Origin of the sequence: Streptomyces sp. B5E4 (assembly GCF_039871555.1) — a bacterium.
Lineage (GTDB): Bacteria > Actinomycetota > Actinomycetes > Streptomycetales > Streptomycetaceae > Streptomyces.
This window is the reverse complement of record NZ_JBDPMI010000025.1, coordinates 22,351-43,606: the sequence shown is the minus strand read 5'-3', so window position 1 is coordinate 43,606 and position 21,256 is coordinate 22,351. Positions and strand designations below refer to the sequence as shown.

At 76.4% G+C, this 21,256-nt stretch carries 12 protein-coding genes; 8 read left to right on the top strand and 4 right to left on the bottom strand.

Annotated elements, in window-relative coordinates; all coding sequences use genetic code 11:
- Positions 1 to 96: 96 nt before the first annotated feature.
- The 8 genes from ABGA99_RS26725 to ABGA99_RS26690 all read left to right on the top strand — a co-directional run bounded on the left by ABGA99_RS26725 (position 97) and on the right by ABGA99_RS26690 (position 15,806).
- The gene (locus tag ABGA99_RS26725; protein WP_347583622.1) at positions 97 to 4,254 is read left to right on the top strand and encodes an FHA domain-containing protein; all 4,158 of its coding nucleotides are present in this window, start codon (positions 97 to 99) and stop codon (positions 4,252 to 4,254) included.
- 528 nt (positions 4,255 to 4,782) lie between these two features.
- The gene (locus ABGA99_RS26720; protein ID WP_347583600.1) at positions 4,783 to 6,141 is read left to right on the top strand and encodes an ABC transporter substrate-binding protein; all 1,359 of its coding nucleotides are present in this window, start codon (positions 4,783 to 4,785) and stop codon (positions 6,139 to 6,141) included.
- Positions 6,142 to 6,163: 22 nt separating this feature from the next.
- On the top strand, positions 6,164 to 7,558 hold the full coding sequence (locus ABGA99_RS26715; protein ID WP_347580088.1) for a sugar ABC transporter permease: 1,395 nt from the start codon (positions 6,164 to 6,166) through the stop codon (positions 7,556 to 7,558).
- A complete protein-coding gene (locus ABGA99_RS26710) occupies positions 7,555 to 8,478 on the top strand; it encodes a carbohydrate ABC transporter permease (protein ID WP_347580089.1) in 924 nt (307 codons plus the stop codon). Before ABGA99_RS26715 ends, ABGA99_RS26710 begins: the two co-directional genes overlap by 4 nt.
- Positions 8,479 to 8,652: 174 nt before the next feature.
- Positions 8,653 to 10,968, top strand: coding sequence for a CDP-glycerol glycerophosphotransferase family protein (locus ABGA99_RS26705; protein ID WP_347583599.1), 2,316 nt, complete (start codon positions 8,653 to 8,655; stop codon positions 10,966 to 10,968).
- Positions 10,969 to 11,152: 184 nt separating this feature from the next.
- Entirely contained in the window at positions 11,153 to 13,126 is a 1,974-nt protein-coding gene (locus ABGA99_RS26700) for a stealth family protein (RefSeq protein ID WP_347583598.1), read from the top strand.
- On the top strand, positions 13,099 to 14,094 hold the full coding sequence (locus ABGA99_RS26695; protein WP_347580092.1) for an FkbM family methyltransferase: 996 nt from the start codon (positions 13,099 to 13,101) through the stop codon (positions 14,092 to 14,094). The genes ABGA99_RS26700 and ABGA99_RS26695 overlap by 28 nt, the downstream gene beginning before the upstream one ends.
- Positions 14,091 to 15,806: an oligosaccharide flippase family protein gene (locus ABGA99_RS26690; protein ID WP_347583597.1), complete on the top strand. Its 1,716-nt coding sequence runs from the start codon at positions 14,091 to 14,093 to the stop codon at positions 15,804 to 15,806. The genes ABGA99_RS26695 and ABGA99_RS26690 overlap by 4 nt, the downstream gene beginning before the upstream one ends.
- Before the next feature lie 59 nt (positions 15,807 to 15,865).
- Here ABGA99_RS26690 and ABGA99_RS26685 read toward each other — a convergent pair whose 3' ends face one another.
- The 4 genes from ABGA99_RS26685 to ABGA99_RS26670 are packed head-to-tail and all read right to left on the bottom strand — an operon-like array spanning position 15,866 to position 21,250.
- The gene (locus tag ABGA99_RS26685) at positions 15,866 to 17,092 is read right to left on the bottom strand and encodes a glycosyltransferase (RefSeq protein WP_347580094.1); all 1,227 of its coding nucleotides are present in this window, start codon (positions 17,090 to 17,092) and stop codon (positions 15,866 to 15,868) included.
- Positions 17,089 to 18,669 carry a hypothetical protein gene (locus tag ABGA99_RS26680; protein WP_347583596.1) on the bottom strand — a complete coding sequence of 527 codons (1,581 nt, stop codon included), beginning with the start codon at positions 18,667 to 18,669 and terminating at the stop codon, positions 17,089 to 17,091. The genes ABGA99_RS26685 and ABGA99_RS26680 overlap by 4 nt, the downstream gene beginning before the upstream one ends.
- Positions 18,666 to 19,691, bottom strand: coding sequence for a hypothetical protein (locus ABGA99_RS26675; RefSeq protein WP_347583595.1), 1,026 nt, complete (start codon positions 19,689 to 19,691; stop codon positions 18,666 to 18,668). The genes ABGA99_RS26680 and ABGA99_RS26675 overlap by 4 nt, the downstream gene beginning before the upstream one ends.
- The gene (locus ABGA99_RS26670; protein WP_347580097.1) at positions 19,688 to 21,250 is read right to left on the bottom strand and encodes a stealth conserved region 3 domain-containing protein; all 1,563 of its coding nucleotides are present in this window, start codon (positions 21,248 to 21,250) and stop codon (positions 19,688 to 19,690) included. The genes ABGA99_RS26675 and ABGA99_RS26670 overlap by 4 nt, the downstream gene beginning before the upstream one ends.
- Positions 21,251 to 21,256: the final 6 nt, after the last annotated feature.

The following is a 21,256-nucleotide window of genomic DNA, read 5'->3' as shown; positions in this document are numbered from 1 at the left end:
GCCAACACCGGTCTCGCAGCGGGCTGTCGGTGAGAGATGGGAATATGACGGCGGCCCTCGAATCGGCCCTGCCCAGGGAAGGGAGCGGTGACCGGCATGCAGATCCGGCTGACCGTCCAGGCGACGCGCGGCGGCGCCGCCGCGCGCGGCCGCGATGTGATCGTCACCGCACCTGCCGGCACGACACTGGGCGCCGTCGCGGGCGGCCTCCTGGACGCCGCGGCGGCCGCCGCGAGCGGCGGCGGGGGCACCGCGGGCGGCACGGCGGGCGGCGCGGGCGTCGCCGTCTACGCGGGACAGCGGCTCCTCGACCCGGACCGCACCCTCCTCGGCGAACCCCCGCTGATCGACGGCGCGGTCCTGAGTCTCGGCGGCCCCTCGGACCCGGGCCACGGCCGGCCCGCGGCGGCCGACGCGGCGGCGGTCACGAGCCTGCGGGTGGTGGCGGGCCCCGACGCGGGCGGTGTCCACCTGCTGCACGGCGGCCAGATCCGGATCGGCAGATCGGCCGACGCCGACGTCCCGCTGGACGACCCGGACGTCTCGCGCCTCCACTGTGCGCTGACGGTCACGCCGGACGGCGGCATCACGGTGGTGGACCTGGGCTCGACGAACGGCACGACGATCGACGGTCTGGCGGTGGGCACGACCCCGGTGCCGCTGCGGGCGGACGCGGTGCTGCGGGTCGGGGAGTCGGCGCTGCGGATCGCGGGGCCGGCGAGGGACGCGGGGTCCGGTTCCGGGCGCGCGGACGCGGGCGGAGCGGCGGACGGCGACGGGCAGGGGCCGGACTCGGACTCGGCGGAGCACAGCCGGGTCCCGGAGCAGCGCCGGCCGCGGGAGCAGGGCACGACGACGACCGGCTTGGGCAGCGGCTGGCCGGCGGGCGGCGGCCCGGAGTACGGGGACACGGAAGAGGGCGGCGCGCAGAACGCGCGGGCCGGCGCGGGACACGGCGGCGGTGAGCCCGGCGGCGGACGACCGGGCCCGGGGGGCGCGGGCCGCCGGGGCACCGACGCGGGCGCCGGGTACGGCGCCGCGGGTGCGGACCGTACGCACGGCGGCGCAGCGCGCGGTGCCGGGGACGACGCGCGGGCCGCGCACGGCTCCGCCGCCACGAACGCCGGGTACGGCGAGGGATACCTCACCCCCGGCCGGAGCACTCCTGCGGCGGGCGCGCCCGGCGAGGACAGCGCCCCGGGACGGGGCGGACACCCCGCGGACGCCGCCGGCGAGGGCGCGTACGGCGCCGGGCGCGGTTCTGCGGAGTCCGCTGCCGGGCGGGCACGCGGGCGCTCCGGCGCCGAAGGGCCGCGCGCGCCGGGCGAGGCCGCGCCGCGCCGGGGAGGTACGCCGACGCGGGGCACGGTCGTGCCGCCGGAGCTGCGCTCCCGCGGCGAGGCAGCGGGCGCGGCCGCCGTACCGCAGCCGCCGCGGCGCGGGATCCGGGCGTGGGCCCGGCGGCTCGGCGGCCGGGAGGACGCCGCGGCGCCGGCAGCCACCGCCCCGGCCACGGCCCGTACCGCTCCCCGACGCGTCGAGGCGACCGGCCCGCACGACCGCTACCCGGACGCCGCCGCCCTCCTGCTCGCCGCCCTGGCCGACGAAGCGGCGTACCGGCCGGGCTTCCTCTCCTCCCCGGACGACTCCCCGGCGCACCACCTCGCGCACCCGGGCGGCACGGACGGATTCCCGCACCCCGGGTCCGGTACGGGCGGTCCGGCACGGCCGGGCGCGGACGCGCGTACACCCGCGCGTTCCGGGGACACCGGGCCCTCCCATGCGGCCGGTGCCGCAGGCGAGTCCCCGTACCCCGGCGCCGGCACGGAACCCTCCGCGCGCCCCGGCGCCCTCGGTGGGCGGGGGCTCGTGTTCCGTCGCGGGAGTGGGCATGCCGACGCGCTCGTGGTGCGGCTGGGGACCGAGTTCCGCGCCGGGGGCGGCACCGTGCCGCTGACCGTCGATCTGCGGCGGGCCGGGTCGCTCGCGCTCGCCGGGCCGCGCGGGCGGCTCGCCGGACTCGCGCGGTCGGTCGTGGCCCAACTCGCGGCGCTGCACGGCCCCGACGCCCTGGAGCTGGTGCTGATCTCCGCCGACCCGACCCGGCCGCACGAGTCACGCGTCGAGGACTGGTCGTGGGCCGGCTGGCTCCCCCACGTACGGCCGCGGCAGGGCCAGGACTGCCGGCTGCTGCTCGCGTACGACCGGGAGCAGGCCGCCGCGCGCGTGGGCGAGTTGCAGCGGCGGCTGGCGCAGCCGGTGCCGGGGACGCGCAGCGTGGTCGTCGTCGACGGCGATCCGGGGACGGCCGCCGTCCGCGACGCGGTCGCCCGGCTCGCCGAGTACGGGCCCGCCGCGGGCGTGCACCTCGTCTGCCTCGCCGAGACCGCACCCGCCACCCCCGCCTCGCCGTTGACCGCGACGTACGCCGCGGCCGGTGCCGCGGCGCCCGGCTTCGCCGCCTGCGGCGCCGTCGGGCTGCTCAGCGGCGACGTGGCCACCAGTCTGCGCCTCCTCCAGCGTCCGGCGGCGGCACCGGGCAGCGCCGCCGCGGAGCCGGGCGCCCCCCGGGCCGTAGCGCCGCCCGGTCCTGCGGAGCCGCCCGCGGCGGATCCCCACGACGCCGCCGACGACCCCGCCGACGGCTCCTCCCCCGCGACCGCCTACGGCACCGGCCGCGCCCGCCTCGGCGGCGACGGCTGTCCGGCGCCCGCCGAACCCGCCGCGGCCGGCGGCTGGTTCGAGGCCGCCGCCGCCGGCCCGGCCGCCGCGGGACCCGCCGGGACGGTCGACGCGGTGTCGGCCGCGTGGGCGGAGCGGCTGGCCCGCGCGCTGGCCCCGTACGGCGAACGCGACGACGCCGACGACACCCACCTCGCCCGCCGCGGCGCGCTCCCCGGGTCCGTACGCCTCCTCGACGAGCTGGACCTCGCCCGCGCCACCCCCACCGCGCTCACCGCCCGCTGGCTGGAGTCCCGTTCCGGCGCCCCGCGCGTGGGCGCGGTGCTCGGCGCGGGGCCCACCGGGCGGCTCATGGCCGACCTGGCCGCCGGGCCGCTGGCGGTCGAAGGCGCCGCGCGGGGCGGCAAGTCGGAGCTGCTGCGCTCGTTCGCCGCCGCGCTGGCGGCCGGGGAGCCGCCGGAGCGGCTGCAGTTGGTGCTGGTCGACGGCGCGGGGCGGGAGCGGGGCGACGCGCTGGGCGCGGCGGCGGACCTGCCGCACGTCTCGGGGTATCTGGTGGCGTCCGACCCGGTGCGGATGCGGGAGTTCGCGCAGGAGCTGGGGGCGGAGTTCAAGCGCAGGGCCGCGCGGTACGCCCCGGAGGGCGAGCCGGCGCCGCAGGGCCCGGCGATCCCGGGCCCCCGCTCGGCGGGCGGAGCGGCGGACATACAGGCCCCGCAGAGCAACACGCTGCGTCTGCGCCCCAGGCCCGCCTCGGAGGAGGCACCGGGGGCCGGGACCGGGGCACGAGCCGAGACCGGTGCGGGCGGTGCGGAAGGCCCCGCCGGCAGTCGCGGTACGACCCCGCCCCACGTCCGGACGTCCGCACCGCCGCAACGCCAGGGCACCACACCCCCGCACGGGACGCCGGCACCCGGCGGCCCCGAACACCCCGCCGCCGCCCGCCGCGGCACCACGCCCCCGCACGGCACCCCCGCGCCCGGCACCCCGGGCGCTGCCCCGCACCGCGGCACCACACCGCCCTACGGCGCCCAGGCCGCCGCCGCACCCGGCGGGCGGCAGCCCGCGCCGCCGGTCGTCGTGCTCGTCGTCGATGACTACGACGCCCTCGTGGCCCCCGCTCTCGGCAGCCCCGCGCGGCCCGCCGCCGGGTCCGTCGTCCGTGTCGTGGAGGCCATCGCCCGAGACGGCGGCCCGCTCGGCATGCACCTCGTCACCGCCTCGGCGCAGCCCGAGGCGACCGCCGCCACCGCCGCCGTCTCCGGCGCCGCGCACCACGTCGTGCTCGGCGGCGACGACGTGCCGCCGGGGCGCGGGCTGTTGTGCGCCCCCGGGGCGGAGCCCGTGCCGTTCCAGGCGGCGCGGGTCACCGGCCGGATCCCCCGTACGGCGACCGCCCGGCCCACCGTCGTCCCGCTGGAGTGGGCCCGCATGGGCTCACCCCCGACGAGCCGTCCCCTGCGCGAACTCGGCAACGGCCCCACGGACCTGGCCCTCCTCGCCAGCGCCCTCCAGCGCGCAGCGGGCACCCCCGCAGCCCAGCCGGACGACACCCGCACGCCGTCCCCGTAGCACCCGCGGCCTCCGCCCCGGCAGGCCCGCGTCTTCGCACCACGGCCGCGCAGTCGGCACGTACGTCACTCGCACCCTTCGTACGCGCCTGCCCCCGCACGCTCCCGCCCTCAACGCCCCACTCGCACCATCCGCCCCACCCGTCCCCTCAGCAACAATCTGCCATCACCCGCGTCTTCGCCGTCAACGCACCGCACCTGCCCTCCCTCCACTGGCCGAACTCTCTCCCCACCGGCCACGCTCGTCCCCATTTCTCTTCAGATCCCCTCCCACCAGCGGGTTTTGCGCCTCCCCCGCCTCCAGCCGCCGCACGCCCGCCTTCACATTCCGAACGCTCCCCTATCACGGACCGATCACGAAACGGCCGCTGACAGGGTTTGCCTACGAAGCGCTATTGCGGGCCCGCCGGTCCGGGCGTAGGACATACCCCACAGCATTTCGCACAGGTAACACGGCACAGGCCTCGCGGGGCAGGTCTGCGCCGGCACGGGACAACCCCATCTGCCCCGCGTTCCTGGGGAGGCTGGGATGCAACAGGTGAAAGTCGTGCGGGCAGCGGTGGCCATCGTCGCCGCGGGCGCGCTCGCCGTGACCGCCGCCGGGTGCGGCGACGACGGCGACGACAACGGCGGAGGCGGCGGGAAGGCCGACAAGTCAGGCTCCGGCGTCACGCTGCCGAAGTTGGACGGCGAGTCCCTGCGCGTCGGCGCCGTGTGGACGGGTCCCGAGCAGAAGAACTTCGAGAAGGTGCTCGACGGCTTCGAGGAGCAGACCGGCGCCACGGTGGAGTACGTGCCCACCGGTGACAACGTCGCCTCCTTCGTCCGTACCCAGGTCGCTGGCGGCAAGCCGCCGGACGTCGTGTTCGCGCCGCAGGTGGGCGTGTTGCAGGAGTTCGTCAAGGAGGGCTGGGCGAAGCCGCTCGACGCCGCCGCGAAGAAGGAGCTGGGCAAGAACTTCTCGCAGGGCTGGCAGGATCTGGGCGCGGTGGACGGCGAGCAGTACGGCGTGTACTGCAAGGCGGCCAACAAGTCCCTGGTCTGGTACAACACCATGGCCTTCGAGAACGCGGGCGCCCAGGAGCCGGAGGACTGGCAGGGCTTCATGGACACCGCGCAGCTCATCTCCGACTCCGGCGTGGCGCCCGTGGCGATCGGCGGCGCGGACGGCTGGACGCTCACCGACTGGTTCGAGAACATCTACCTCTCCCAGGCGGGCCCGGAGAAGTACGACCAGCTCGCGGCGCACGAGATCCCGTGGACCGACCCGTCGGTGAAGGACGCGCTGACCACCCTCGGCGAGCTGTTCGGCAACGACACGCTGATCGCGGGCGGCCAGAAGAAGGCGACGAAGATGGCGTTCCCGGACTCGGCGATCGCCCCGTTCGCCGACCTGGAGGACCCGCAGGCCGCGATGGTCTTCGAAGCGGACTTCGTCGGCGCGTTCGTCAACGAGACCGACGCGAAGGTCGGCGAGGACGCGAAGATCTTCCCGTTCCCGGCGGTCGGCCCGGACAAGCCGGTCGTCACCGGCGGCGACGCCGCCGTGACGCTGACCGGTTCCAAGGGCGCGCAGGCGCTGCTGACGTACCTGTCGTCCACCGAGGCGGCGGAGGCGTGGGCGGAGCCCGGCGGCTTCGTCTCGCCGAACAAGAACATGGACACGGCCGCGTACCCGAACGACGTGCAGCGCGAGATCGCGCAGGCGCTCGTCGACGCCGGGGACGACTTCCGCTTCGACATGTCCGACCAGGCGCCCGCCGACTTCGGCGGCACCGCGGGCAAGGGCGAGTGGAAGGCGCTGCAGGACTTCCTGGCCGATCCGAAGGACGTCGAGGGCGCGCAGCAGGACCTCGAGAAGGCCGCGGCCGCGGCTTACCAGAGCTGACGGACGGAGCAGGGAGACCCTGATGTCGACCTCGTCGGCGGGAGGTGCGGCGGACTCCGCCGCGCCCTCCCCCCTCGCCCCGCCGAGCAGCAAGTCGCCACAGACGAAAGAGAAGCAGAGCAAGCCGCCGAGGTCGGTGGTACGGACCAAGAGCTGGATCACGGTGGCGTTCCTGCTGCCCGCCGTGGTCCTGCTCGGGGCCCTGGTGCTGTATCCGATCGTGTACTCGGTCTACCGCAGCCTCTTCGACGTCACCGGCGACGAGTTCATCGGCCTGGACAACTACACCGAGCTGTTCAGCGACGACCGCATCCGTACCGCGCTGCGCAACAACCTGATCTGGGTGCTCGTCGCACCCGCGATCTGTACGGCGCTGGGGCTGATCTTCGCCGTCCTCACCGAGAAGGTGCGGTGGGGCACGGCGTTCAAGATGGTCGTCTTCATGCCGATGGCGATCTCGATGCTGGCGGCGGGCGTCATCTTCAGCCTCGTCTACCAGAACGAGCCGGAGCGCGGTGCCGCGAACGCGGCGTGGACGACGATCCACGACACGTTCAGCGACCCCGCCCCCTGGCCGGGGGCCCGCCCGCGCCCCAACGCCGATCTGAAGGGTCCCGACACGGGCCCCTTCACCAGTGACGCGACCGTCAGCGCCGGGCAGACGGCGCTGCTGCCGCTGGTCGCCGTGAAGCCGCAGGACGTGGCCGACGAGCAGTCGGCGGCGAAGCCGCAGGCCGCCGGCGACGCCGTGAGCGGCACGGTGTGGCTGGACTTCAAGCCCGGCGGCGGCGAGCCCGACGTCGTCGACAGCGGTGAGAAGGCGCTGCAGGGCATCAAGGTCGAGGCGGTCAAGGACGGCAAGGTCGTCGCCTCGGCCACGACGGCGTCCGACGGTACGTTCACGCTGCCGGCCGCGGCCGACGGCGCCCAGTTGCGGCTGCCCGCCTCGAACTTCGCGGAGGCGTACGGCGGCGTCGACTGGCTCGGCCCGTCGCTGGTGACGCCCGCGGTGATCGCGGCGTACGTGTGGATGTGGGCCGGGTTCGCGATGGTGCTGATCGCCGCGGGTCTGGCATCGGTGCCGCGGGAGCTGATGGAGGCGGCCCGGGTCGACGGCGCGAACGAGTGGCAGGTGTTCCGGCGCATCACCGTGCCGGTGCTGGCGCCGGTGCTCGCCGTCGTGCTCGTCACGTTGATGATCAACGTGCTGAAGATCTTCGACCTCGTCTACATCATCGTGCCCAGCGCCCGGCTGGAGGACGGCAACGTGCTGGCCGTCGAGCTGTTCCAGCAGGCGTTCGCGGGCACCCAGCCCGACCTGGGCGTGGGCAGCGCGATCTCCGTCGTGCTGCTGCTCCTCGTCGTCCCCGTGATGATCTTCAATATCCGACGCCTGCGAAAGGAGTCCGGCCGATGACCACCGCAGCAGCGGCGGAGACCGCACCGAAGCCGGAACCGCAGGAGGCGAAGAGCGAGGCACCGCCGAAGGAGTCGATCGCCTCCCGCATCGGGCGGTACGCGGGCGGCGGCGCGGTCCGGGCGTTCCTGGTGATCGTGGCGTTCCTGTGGCTGACCCCCACGGTGGGGCTGCTGCTCTCGTCGTTCCGGGACCCGGCGGACATCGCGACGACCGGCTGGTGGAAGGTCTTCGGCGATCCGGGGCAGCTCACCACGGAGACGTACGACACGCTCTTCGGCAACGACGACGTGATGGGTGCGCTGCCGACGACCATCTGGATCACCGTGCCGTCCACGCTGCTGGTGGTGGTCATCGGCGCGCTTGCGGGCTACGCCTTCGCGTGGATGGACTTCCCCGGCCGGGACTGGGTGTTCCTGGCGGTGGTGGGCCTGCTGGTGGTGCCGGTACAGGTGGCGCTGATCCCGATCGCGTCGCTGTACCGGGATCTGAACCTGTTCCACACGATCACGGGCGTGGTGCTCTTCCATGTGGCGTTCGGGTTGCCGTTCGCCATCTTCCTGTTGCGGAACTTCTTCGCGGAGATCCCCCGGGAGCTGCTGGAGGCGGCGCGGATCGACGGGGCGAGCGAGCTGCGGCTGTTCTTCCGCGTCGTGATGCCGCTGGGCGGTCCCGCGATCGCGGCGCTGAGCATCTTCCAGTTCCTGTGGGTGTGGAACGACATGCTGGTGGCCCTGGTCTTCGCCGACCCGGGCAAGCCGCCGCTGACGGTGGCGGTGCAGCAGCAGACGCGGCAGTTCGACAGCAACATCGAGCTGATCGCGTCCGGCGCGTTCATCTCGATGATCATTCCGCTGGTCGTCTTCTTCGCCTTCCAGCGGCAGTTCGTTTCGGGCGTGATGGCGGGCGCGGTGAAGTAGGCACGTACATCCTGAAGCGATCGCACTGAGGCGATACGGCCGTCCGGGTAGTTCACCCGGGCGGCCGTACTGTCGTACGGCTGCGCGCGTGGGGCCGCCGTTACGGTGGCGGATACCAGAAATAAGGACATTCCGACCAGCGGACTGTCCTTCCGCCGCCGCCCGCCCAGGGATGTGTCCGTGCCCCGGTTCAGCGTCATCGTCCCCGCGTACAGGGTCCAGGCATATCTCGACGAGTGCCTGGAGTCCGTGCTCACGCAGTCCTTCACGGACGTGGAGGTCATCGCGGTCGACGACCGCTCCCCCGACTTCTGCGGCGAGATCATCGACGGCGCGGCGGCCCGCGACCCGCGGCTGACCGCCGTCCACCTGTCCGCCAACGTCGGCCTCGGCCGCGCCCGCAACGCCGGCCTGGAGCGCGCCACCGGCGACTACGTCCTCTTCCTCGACGGCGACGACACCCTCGTCCCCGGCGCGCTCCAGGCGATCGCCGACCGGCTCGCCGCCACCGCGGACCCCGACGTCCTCGTCTACGACTACGCGCGCACCTACTGGGACGGCCGCCACGCCCGCAACGTCCGCGCCGACCTGCTCGCCGAGCGCGAGCCGCAGGTGTTCCGGCTGGCGGAGCGGCCGGAGCTGCTGCGGCTGCTGATGGTGGTGTGGAACAAGGCGTACCGGCGGGACTTCATCGCCGCGCAGGGCCTCAGCTTCCCGCCCGGCTACTACGAGGACACCCCGTGGACGTACCCCGCGCTGCTGGCGGCGGAGCGGATCGCGGTGCTGGACCGGGTGTGCGTGCACTACCGGCAGCGGCGGTCGGGCAACATCCTCGGCACGCCGGGGGAGCAGCACCTCGACGTCTTCGAGCAGTACGAGCGGGTGTTCGCGTTCCTCGCCGCGCGGCGGCTGGAGCGGTGGCGGCCGGTGCTGTTCGTGCGGATGGTGGACCATCTGACGACGATCTTCAACAAGAGCGAGCGGGTGCCGCGGCACAAGCGGGCGGAGTTCTTCCGCCGGACGCGGGCGCTGTACGTGCGGTACGGGGCGGGACCGGCGTCGGGGGCGGAGGCCGCTGCGGGCGCAGGGACCGGCGCCGGTGGAAAGGTCGAGGGCAGCGTACGGGCCGGGCGCGGGGCACGGGCCCGTACGCGGCATCTGCTCGTACGGCTCGGCACCCGGCGGTCGTTCGAGCTGCTCGGCGCCGCCGGCCGGCTCCTCTCCCGTGCCCGCGACCTCGCCGGCCGCGCCGCCCGCCGCGCCCGCAACCGCTGCGGCCTGCTCTACTACCGCCTCCAGCTCCGCCTGCCGCTCGACCCGCACCTGGCGGTCTTCGCCGCGTACTGGTACCGCGGCTACTCCTGCAACCCCGCCGCCCTCGAAGCCGGGGCCCGCGAGCTGGTCCCCGGCCTCGCCACCGCCTGGATCGCCCGCCCCGGGTACGCGCACACCGTCCCGCCCGGCGTACGGGTGCTGCGCCCCGGCTCGTGGGCCTGCCACCGCGCCCTGGCGCGCGCCACGTACCTCGTCAACAACGTCAACTTCCCGCAATACGTGGTGAAGCGCCGCGGCCAGATCCACGTGCAGACCCACCACGGCACCCCGCTGAAAAAGATGGGCCTGGATCTCGCCGACCACCCGGCGGGTGCGGCGGGCATGGACTTCGCCGCGCTCATGACCCGCGTCGACCGCTGGGACTACAGCCTCTCCGCCAACCGCCACTCCACACTGGCCTGGAGCCGCGCCTACCCGGCCGACCACACCACCCTGGAGTACGGCTACCCGCGCAACGACGCCCTCGCCGCACCCCTCACGCCCTTCGCACGCGCCGGGTTGCGCGCGGGGCTCGGCATCCCCGAGGGCGCCACCGCCGTCCTCTACGCCCCCACCCACCGCGACTACCTGCCCGGCCACGTCCCCCCGCTCGACCTCGGCGCCCTCGCCCACGCCCTGCGCGAACGCGGCGCGCACGTCGTCCTGCTGGCCCGCGCGCACTACTTCCACGACGCCGCGCCCGCCGACGCCCCGCCCGCAGGGGTCCTCGACGTCACCGCGCACCCCTCGCTGACCGAGCTGTGTCTCGCCTCCGACGCGCTGCTCACGGACTACTCGTCGGTGATGTTCGACTACGCGGTGCTCGGCCGCCCCATCGTGATCCACGCCGCCGACTGGGAGGCGTACCGGCTCGCGCGCGGCACGTACTTCGACCTCACCGCCGAGCCGCCGGGCCGCGTCTGCCGCACCGTGGAGGAGATCGCCGACACCCTCGCCACCGGCGCCCACGCCGCCCCCGCCGCCGCGGCGCAGCTCGCGGCGTTCCGGCGCCGCTTCTGCCCGTACGACGACGGGCACGCCGCGGAGCGCGTGGTCCGGCACGTGTTCCTGGGGGAGGCGGGTGCCCCGCCGGTGCCGGGGCCCGGGGAACTGGCGCGCGGCGTCCCGGGGGTGCTGCCGCGGCCGGCGGGGAGTGCGGTGGTGCGCAGCGAATGACGCGGGTGCGGAAGCGGGGCGTACGAAGCCGGCGGCCCGAACGCCGGTCGTACGAACAGCGCAGAAGCCGGTCGTACGAACACCGCAAGCACGCACTCGTCAGGAACGCCCAGCGCAGGCGCGAACGCCGGGCGTACGCACACCGGACGCACGAACGCCGGAAGCACGGAAGCCGGAGGTACGGATGACACAGACCCGCAGCGAGCGACCCACCGCCCCGCCGCCGGCGCCCACCGCCACGGGAGTCCGCCGCCCCCGCCCGGCGCGGCCCGACCCGTACCCCGCGTACCCCGCGTACGCCGCTGACGCCAACGGCGCGAAGCCCGGGCAGCCGTGGCTCGTGCGCCGCTACCGGCGCGCGGTGCCGCGACGCGTGCGCCGGCTGGTCGTCGCCGTCGCCGGCCCCGCCGCCCGGCACCGGGTGCAGCGCGCGCTCGGCGTCCTCTCCCGGCGGGTCCCCGAGCCGGGGCAGCGCTCGGTGCTGCGCGCCCTGCGCGCCACCGGCCAACTCGGCCGCCCCGACCGCCGGGTCATCCACTACCGCGGCCAGACCCGGCTCGCCGTCGTGCTCGACTCCCCCACGCCGCTGCGCGCCCGCAACGAGAACCTGCGCCTGGTCACCGGCGCCCTCGACGCCGCCGGCGTCGAGCACTTCGCCGTCCGCGGCTACGGCAGCGTCTCCACCGCCGTCGCCGTCCCCTCCTCCTTCCGCGCCCGCGCCGTCGCCGCGCTCACCGCCCTGTGCGCCGCCCACCCCGGCTACGTCTGCCTCCCCGACCGCCGCAGGCGCCCCGAGCGCCGGGTGCGTCCCGCCGGCGACCCCGCCGCCTGGGAGGCGCTCGCCGGGGCGGCCGTCATCCGGTTCGCCTGCTACTACGCCGACCGCGACGGCCACACGCTGCTGGGCGCCGGCTACGGCTGCGACGTCGAGTTCTGGACGGAGGAACCGTACGAGGAGAGCGACCCGGCCCCGGGCGGCAGCCGGCTGGTGGCCCCCCGCTTCAACCGCGTCGTCGAGTCCGTACCGCGCGACGGCACGTACGTCACCGCGCCCGGACACCTCTTCACCCGCTTCGTGCTCCCCGGCTCCCTCGGCCGCGTCCCCGACGTCCGCACCCGCCCCGAGCTGACGGTCCCGCTCCCCGACGACCTCCCCTTCCCCGTCGACGCCGTCTACACCTGGGTCGACGGCGACGACCCCGCCTGGCGCCGCCGCCGCGCCGCCGCGGGCGGCGTCCCGTACCACGCCGAGGCCGCGAACGACGCCCGCTACCTCAACCGCGACGAGCTGCGCTACTCGCTCCGTTCACTGCACCTGTACGCCCCCTGGATCCGGCACGTCTACCTCGTCACCGACGACCAGGCCCCCGACTGGCTCGACACCGCCCACCCCCACCTCACGGTCGTCGACCACCGCGACATCTTCACCGACCCGGGCGTCCTGCCGACGTTCAACTCGCACGCCATCGAAAGCCAGTTGCACCACATCGACGGCCTGGCGGAACACTTCCTCTACTTCAACGACGACGTCTTCCTCGGCGCCCCGCTGCTGCCCGCCCGGTTCTTCCTCCCCAGCGGCATCACCCGCTACTTCCCCTCCCGCGCCCTGCTGCCCTCCGGGCCGCCGGACGCGCGCGACGTGCCGGTGTCGGTCGCGGGAAAGAACAACAGGGCGCTCCTCCAGGAGAGGTTCGGCACGTACGTCACGCAGAAGATGAAGCACACGCCGCACGCCCTGCGGCGCAGCGTCCTCGCCGAGATCGAGGAGCGCTTCCCCGAACGGCACCGGCAGACCGCGGCGAGCCGCTTCCGCAGCGCCACGGACCTGAGCGTCCCGTCCGCGTTCCACCACTACTACGCGGCGTTCACCGGCCGGGCGGTGCCCGGGCAGATCCCGTACGACTACTTCGACCTCGCCCATCCGGACCTCGCCACCCGCCTCCGGCGGCTGCTGCGCCGCCGCGACCGGAACGTCTTCTGCCTCAACGACACGCTCTCCGGCGCCGGCGACCTGGCCTGGCAGGTGGAGCTGGTCCGGCCGTTCCTCCAGGCGTACTTCCCCGACCCCAGCCCGTTCGAGATCCCCGTTCACGCGCTCGTGCCCGAGCCCGTTGGAGAGGTGAGCAGGTCATGCCCCTGGCCGTCCGCACACCGGTGAACCCGGCCGCGCCGCCCGACACCTGCGCGTACCCGCGCGCGCTCAACGTGCTCAGCCGCAAGGAGACCGCGGTCCAGCGCCAACTGCGCCGCGCGGGCCTCGCCGGCTACGAGCCGCTGACGCAGGCGACGCTGCTGACTCTCGCGCAGTACGCGCCGCCGCACGCGGCGGTGTACGACATCGGCGCGCACATCGGGCTGTACGCCGCCCTCGTCGACGTCGTCCACGGCGCCAAACGCCTGCAGACCGTCGCCTTCGAGCCGACCCCGCGCACGGCGGAGCTGTGCCGCAGCCTGCGCGACCGCAACGGACTGGGCTTCGACGTACGGCAGATGGCGCTGTCGGACCGCAGCCGTACGGCGGAGCTGTACCTGTCGCCGAAGGCCGAGAGCTCCAACTCCCTCAACGCCGCGCACCGCGCGCACACCGCGTCGGTGCGGGTGCCGGTCGGCACGGTCGACGACTTCGCGGAGCGGCACGGGCACGCGCCGTTCCTCATCAAGATCGACGTCGAGACCCACGAGCCCGAAGTCCTCGCGGGCGCGGGCAGGGTGCTGCGCGACCACCGCCCGTGGATCGTCTGCGAGGTCCTGCCGGGCACGGACCCGGCGGCGATGGCGGCGGCGCTGTCGACGCTGACGGGGCTGGGGTACGGGCTGCACCTCATCCACCCGGAGACGCCGTGGCACACGCACGACGCGAAGAGCTACGGGCCGCACGTCCAGGGGCAGTGCCGCGACTGGCTGTTCGCACCCGAGCCGCTGACGGACGACTTCTACGCGACGCAGCGGGGGTGGCTGCGGGCGGTGCTGGCGTGCGGCAAGGAGGAGAACGTGACGGTGCCGCCGGGCGAGCCGTTCCCGCGGGGGTGGAACGCACCGCACGGAGCGCCGGGGGCGCCGCCCCGGCCGCGGCGGGGGCTGGAGGGGCGGTTGCCCCGGATGTGGCGCCAGGCGGTGGGACGGTGAGCGGGGCCGGTGCGGATACAGGTGCCGGTACGGGGCACGCGGCGGACTCCGTGGCCGGTTGGCGGCTGGGGGGTGCCGCCTTCGGGCTGCTGCTCCAGCTCGGCTGTGTCGCCTACGCCGCCCGCCACGTCTCCCCCGCCGCCCTCGGCGCGTACGCCGTGGCCCTCACCGCCGTCCACCTCCTCGCCCACCTCGCGGGCAGCGGCATCGCCGCCTCCCTGCGCCGCGCCGGCCCGCCGACCCGGCCCGCCGCCCACGCCGCGCTCCGGCTCGCCGGGATCACCGGGCTCGTCGGCTTCGCCGTCGCGCAACTCGCCGCCCCGCTGCCCGCCCTGCTCCTGCACACCGCCGACACCACCTCCCTCCTCCGCGTCCTCGCCTGCGCCTTCCTCTGCCACCCCGCCGCCGACGCCGCACTCGCCGCCCTCCGCGGCGCCGGCCGCCCCCGCGCCGCCGTACTGACGGACGCCGGCGGGCAGGCGGCCGGCGCCGCGACCGGCATCCTGCTGCTCGCCGGAGGCGCCAACCCCCTCGGTCTGGCCGCCATGCTGCCGGTCTCCGCCGCACTGACACTCGCCGCCGCGGGGCTGCTCCTGACCCGTACCCCGCTGCCGGACGGCCCTGGGGTGCAGGCGGCGTCGCTGATCCGCGTCTCGTGGTTCGCGGTCGGGTTCGGGCTGCTGCGGGTCGTCGCCGCGGGCGCGCCGCTGTGGGCGGTCTGCGGGCTGCTGGGTCCGGCCGCGGCGGGCGTGTACTCGCGCGCCGCGGTGCTGCTCGAAGTGCCGGTGACGGTGTACGGCAGGTTGGTGAACCGGACGGCGGGCGGGGGCCGGGCAGCGTACTCGCGACTCGGTCACGACCTGCGTCTGGACATGGGGCCGGGCCGCGGAGGCATCGGACAGGACACGAGCCGCGGCCGTGAGCCGGGCGACCGTCCGGCGACGGGGCGCCACCCCCGGCCCGGCCGTGCCGCCGGCCCCCCGAGCCGCGTCGACGGTCCCGCCGCCGGTCCCGCCCGCCGCGTCGACGTGCCGACCGCCCGGCTCGCCGTCACCGCCGCCTCCGCCGCGGGCTTCGCCGGGTTCGGCGCCGCCGCCGGGGCCGGCCCCGCCGCGCTCGCGCTGCTCCTCGGCCCCGGCTGGGAGTCCGCGACGGCGCTCGTGCCCTGGCTCTGCGCCGCGGCGGCGCTGCAACTCGTCTACTCCGCCGGCTGCTCCCTCGACCTCGCCCGCGGCCGCCGCCGCGAACTCCTCGGTACGCACCTGGTCGTGCTCCTCGCCACCGCCGCCGCCCTCGCCCTCTTCCTCGTCCTCCCGTGGCGCGGCTCCGGCTTCGCCCTGCCGCTGCTGGCCTGCGCCGCCGCCGTCGGCCCGGCCGCGGGGCACGCGCTGCAACTGGTGCGGTGGAGCCGGTGCGGGCTGGTGCGGGTACGGGAGGTGCTGCGGGCGCACGCCGTGCACGGCGGCATCGGAGCGGCGGCGGGGGCCCTGGCGACGCTGGCCGGTTCGACGGCGACGGAACCGGGCCCCGCGCTGCTCTACGGCCTGCTGGCGCCCGCGCCCGTGGCGCTGCTGTGCGCCGGGCTGCACGAGCGGTTGCCGCTCTCCGCGGCGCTGTCCGGCCACCGCCCGCCCCCGGCACCGGCACCGCGTCCCCGGGCCTCCGCCCGGACCCCGGCACCCCACGGCACGGCGCGCGCCCCGGTCCCGTAGCGCCGTGCGCAGGCACCGGGCCGGGCCGCGCGGTTCGTACGCACCGGGCCGCGCCCGTGTCAGCGCTGCGGTACGCCCGCGCGCTCGACCCCGGCCGCGCGCCACCCGCCCCGGCCCGCAGCACCGCGGGCCTGCGCACCCACCACCCGCCGGCGTGCCGCGAGCAGTTCCACGCACAGCTCCTCCCACCCCCGCGTCACCTCCTCCGCCGCGAACCGCGCGGTCCCCGCACGTGCGTTGGTACCCAGCCGGTGCAGCAGTTCCGCGTCCGCCGCCATCAGCCGCGCCATCGCACCCGCCAGCGCGTCCACGTCGTCCGGCGGCACCAGCAGGCCGTCCACCCCGTCCCGTACGACGTCCGCCGCCCCGCCGCCCACGTCGTACGCGATCGCCGGCACCCCGGCCGCGTACGCCTCCAGCACCCCGCCGCTCCCCGACGGCAGCACCGCGAAGCTCGCCTTGGCCCACTCCGCCGCCATGTGCGGGCTCGGGCCCAGCAGTTCCACCCGCTCGTACAGCCCCAGCTCCGCCACCCGCGGGCGCAGCCGCCGCAGCTCCGGGCCGTCGCCGAACACCCGCAGCCGCCAGCCCGACCCGGCCGGCGAGGCCGCGGCGAAGGCCGTGACCGCGTGGTCCGCCCGTGTCAGCGGGCCCGCCAGCAGCGCCGTCCGCGTCGTACGCGACGACCGCGGCCGGAAGCCGTCGGGCGCCGGGTACGGGATCGCCACCGTCCGCGGCGCCGCCGGACCCCGCCCCGCCGCGCCCAGCGCCGCCGCCAGCCGCCGCCGCGCGCCCTCCGTCCGTACCACCACCGCATCGCACTCCCCCACCCCCGCCGGCAACGCCTCCGCCCCCTGCGACTCGTGGATCCGGACCACCCCCGCCGGGGTGTGGTCCGCGGCGGCTGCCGGCAGCGCCGACGAGGACGTGACGAGGACGTCGGTGTCGAGGGTGCGCAGGGCGAGGGTGAGTTCGGTGTCGGTGAGCGCGTCGAAGTCCGGGTCCAGGGCGGGGTCGACGAGTGCGCTGGGCGCGGCGGCGAGCTGCTGCCGGACGCGGTCGGTGAGGGCGGTGGGCCGTAGCGGTACGGGGACGGGGCCGGTGCGGTCGACGAGGTGGCGCAGCGGGACGCGGGCGTCGAGCGCGGCGGGCGGCCGGTCGCGGGTGCGGAAGACGCTGACGACCTCGACGTCGTGGCGCGCGGCGAGATGGCCGGCGCGGGTGAGGACGGCGTGCGGAAGGTCGCCGGGCTCGTCGGCGCGGGGAAGCAGGAAGACGATCCTCACGCCCGTACGCCCTCCCCGCGCGCGCCCGCGCGCTCGTAGGGGGACGGCACCGGGAAGTACCCCTCCAGGAACGCGTGTACGCCCCGCGGAAGTGTGCCGTCGAGACAGAGGCGGAAGGCGTCGGTGTCGCGGCGGGCGAACAGTCCGTCGAGGCGCCGGGGCTCGTGGCCGCCCGCGGCGTCGACGCTCAGCGGGCCGGGGCGGCGCCGGGCGGGCAGGGCGCGGCCGAGGAACACGTCGGCGGCGAGGGGGAGTACGTGCGCGCCGAGAGCGTCGGGGGGATGGCGCCGGTCGGCGACGGTGAGGCCGGGGCGGGCGGTGTCCAGCCAGGGCGGCGGGGTTTCCGCGACGACGTACGTGTGGCGGATCCAGGGCGCGAACATCGCGAGGGAGCGGAGTGAGTAGCGCAGCGCCGGGCCCGTGGTGGTGTAGACGGCGTCCACAGGCGGGCGGGGCTCGGTGACGAACTCGCGGAGCGTGGGGAACGCGCGGTCGTCCACGTACCGCACGGCGGTCGGGGCCAGCGACGGCAGCGTGGCGCCGAGCGCGGTGGGGGCGCACGGGCCGGCGTACGCGCCGCCGCGGTGGCGGCGGTGCCAGAACTCGATGTCGCAGCCGTGGCCGGGGCCGTAGCGCAGGGTGCGGCCCGAGGTGAGGTACGGGCGGTAGAGGCGCAGGGCGGGTGGTGCGGCTGTGGCGGTGAGCAGTTCGGCGGGGACGGGGACGGCACGGTGCGGGAGGGACACGGCGTAGACGGCCTGGCCGGGGTACGCGCCGGCGAACGCGCGGCAGGCGCGCGAGCTGAGGCCGGCGTCGACGGCGAGGCGGTGGCGGAGGGCGTCGCCGGGGCCGGTCTCGTCGGGGTCGTCGGGGCCGCGCAACAGGACGTACGGGACATCGGCGGCCTCCAGCGCGTCCGCGGCGAGGCGGAGGCTGGCGGCGTACGCGTCGGCGGCGAGGAGGTCGTCGCGCAGCTCGGCCAACTGCCCTGCGGCCCACACGAGTCGTCCGCCGCCGCTCCCCGCGGCCCGTACCGCCTCCTCCCACCGCCGCCGCTCCGCCGCCGCCGGCGCGGGGGGCGGCGGCAGGGAGCGGACCGGTCGGGCGGGGGCGGTCGCGGCACGGTGGAAGGCCGCGCGGTCCGCGCGGTCGCGCTGGCGGCGGGGTTCGTCGTCGCGGAGCGCGGCCAGCCCGGTCAGGAGCGTGTGCCAGCGGTCGGCGGCGTGCGCGTCGGCGGGGATGGCCAGAAGGCGCGGCGCCGCCGGGCCCAACTCCTTCTCGTACGCCGCCCGGTCGGCCTCCGTCGGGACGACCAGCGCGTCGAGCTCCGGCGCGCCGGGCGGCGGCGGGTCGCCGGGGCGGGGGATGCGGTGGACGGTGAGGGTGCGGGCGGGGGCGAAGGCGCAGACGGCGGTGGCGTGGCCGGAGGCGGCGGTGACGAGGACGTCGGCGTCGAGCGTACGCAGGGCGGCGGAGTCGGGCCCGGCGGCGAACTCCACGTCGTGCCGGGCCGCGAGGCTCCGTACGACACCGTCCTCCGCCGCGGCGGCGGGGTCCGCCAGGAACGTGATCCTCACCGGATGTCCCCCGCGTCCCCCACGGCCTCGGTGACGACGACCAGCCGGCCGGCCGCGGTGTAGCGCGGGGCGACCCGGACGACGTCGCCGGAGTCGGCGATGAGCAGACGGTTCGGCAACCGGTGTACGCGCCCGGGGTCGACGACGTCGCCGAGCAGCCGCCCCACCGGGAGCGCGACCGGGCACCCGGCGGCCCGTACCCGTACGTCCCACACCCGCTCGCCGCTCCAGGCGGCCACCCGTGCCCATTCGGCACCTCCGACCCGGGCCACGAACCGCCCGCCGCCGCGGGCGGCCACCGGCAGCGCACACACGCCCCCGGCTTCCCCGCGCCCGACGAGTTCGCACGCGAACTCCCCGCCGGGGGCCGGGCCGAGAGGCCCGCGCCCCGCGGCCTCCGCGCCCCGGCGCCGGGGCAGCCGGACGGGCCGGCGCTCCACCGTCGGCGCTGCGGAATCCGCCGGTCCCACCACCCGCCCGTGGACCGTCAGTTCCGTCCAGCCCACCTCCACCCGGTCCACCTCCACATGCGGCGGCAACCGCTCCACCCGCAGCACCACGGCACAGCCGTCCCCCGGCGACGCGACCGTGACGCGCCACCCGTCCGGATGCGGCGGATCCAGCCGTGTGGGCCCCGCGCCCGCAATCCACTCGGCGGGCCCCGCGTCCACCGGCGCCCGCAGCCCGTAGCCCCTGCGCCGCCGCCGGCCCTCCACCGCCAGCTCCACGCCCAACTCCCGCGCCTCCCCCTCCCGCACCGCGATCACGTCCAGCCCGTGCCACGCCCCCGCGGCCCTCCGCCGGCCCGCATCCGGCGACCCCGGCTCCACCACGTACGTCCCGAACGCCCGTTCCCCCGCCACCTCCAGCCGCAGCGCCCGGCTTCCCACCCGCAGCCACGCTCCCGACCGCCCCGCCCCGCCCGCCGGCAGCCGCACGCACACGTTCAGCGTCCGCCCGTCCAGCACCGTGAGGTGCTCGGCGTCCAGCCGGCCCACCGCCGCCCTCTCCGCCGCCCTCACCCCGGCAGCTCGTACGCGCTCGGCACCGGGAGGTACGCCTCCAGGAACGCCCCCAGCAGCCCCGGCGCCCCCTGGCCCCGGACCCGGATCACCGTCCGGTTCCGCGCCGCCAGCAGCCCTCGCAGCGCGGCGTCCGCGCCGGGCGCCGCCAGGTCCACGTCCGCGTGGCGCAGCGTGGCGGCGGCCGCGCGGCCGGTGTGGGCGGCGTAGTGGTGGTAAAGCGACGACGGGATCGCCAGGTCGTCGCGGCGGGGGTCGCGGTGGGCGGCGGTCGCCACGTGCCGGTCGCCGAACTCGCGCTCGATCTCGCACAGCACGCTGCGCCGCAGCGGGTGCGGAGCGTGCCGTAGCGGCTCCTGCGCGGGCGAGACGAAGAACCGCGTGAGGCCGTTGGCGAGGAAGAAGTTCTCGGGGACGGTCTCGGTGCCGAGGAAGAGGCGGTCGCCGAAGTACAGGAAGTGCTCGGCGAGGCCCTCGATGTGGTGCAGTTGGCTCTCGACGGCGCGCGGATTGGACGTCGGCAGCATGGTCGGGTCGGCGAAGACCTCGCGGTGGGCGACGACCTTGAGCCCCGGGTGCGCGGTGTCCAGCCACGGCGGCGTGCCGTCGTCGGTGAGCAGGTGGATGCGGCGGATCCAGGGCGCGTACGTCGCGAGGGAGCGCAGCGCGTAGCGCAGTTCGGGGTCCGTCCAGGTGTACACGGCGTCGATCGGGTACGTGACGTCCCCGGGCAGCGGGTGCGCGAACTCCTCGCGGGTGCGCAGCGTGAGCCGGCTACCGCAGCCCCAGGAGCCGCGGTCCGTCATCTTCACCTCGGTGGCGCCGGCCGGGACGCTGTCGGCGACGCGGCCGGGGCGGGGCGCGATCAGCCGGTCGCCGATGGCGTCCTCGTGCCAGAACTCGACCTCGCAGCCGGAGTCGGCGCCGATGACGAGCCGCCGGCCCGGCTCCGTGCGGTACCACGTGACGCGCAGCACGTCGGCCTTCTCCAACTGCTGCCAGACGCCCGGCTCGTAGCCGGGCACGAGGCGCGGGTGCGCACCGGCCGCACCGTCCGCGAGGCCGGCCCCGAGGCCGACGCCCCGCGGCCCCGCACCTCCGCCCGGCCCGACCACCACCGTCACGTACGCCGGCTGCACCCGGCACAGCCGTGCCAGCACCCGGCACGCCCGGCGGCGTTGGGACGCGGGCACGGCGACGACCGACGGGCCGCACGCCCGGCCCCGTACCGCGAAGTACGGGACGCCCGCGGTCCGCAGCGCCCGGGTGACGCCGAGCACCCCGACGCGGCGGGCCTGCACCGGGGAGAGCGAGCGCTGCAGGTGCGCGATGCGCGGCCGGCCGTCGACGGTGATGACGACGCGGCCGGGGGCCTCGGCGGCGGCCTGCTCGCGGCGGGCCTTGAGGGCGGCGCGGAGCCGGTCGGCGTGGTGCGGGGCGGTGAGGGCGGCGAGGTGGCGGCGAACGGCGCGGGGAAGGGCGCGGCGGTACGCGGCGACGACGGATGCCGTACCGGGGCCGACGCGCGGCGATCGCTGATCCGTGGCTGTCTGCCCCATGCGGGA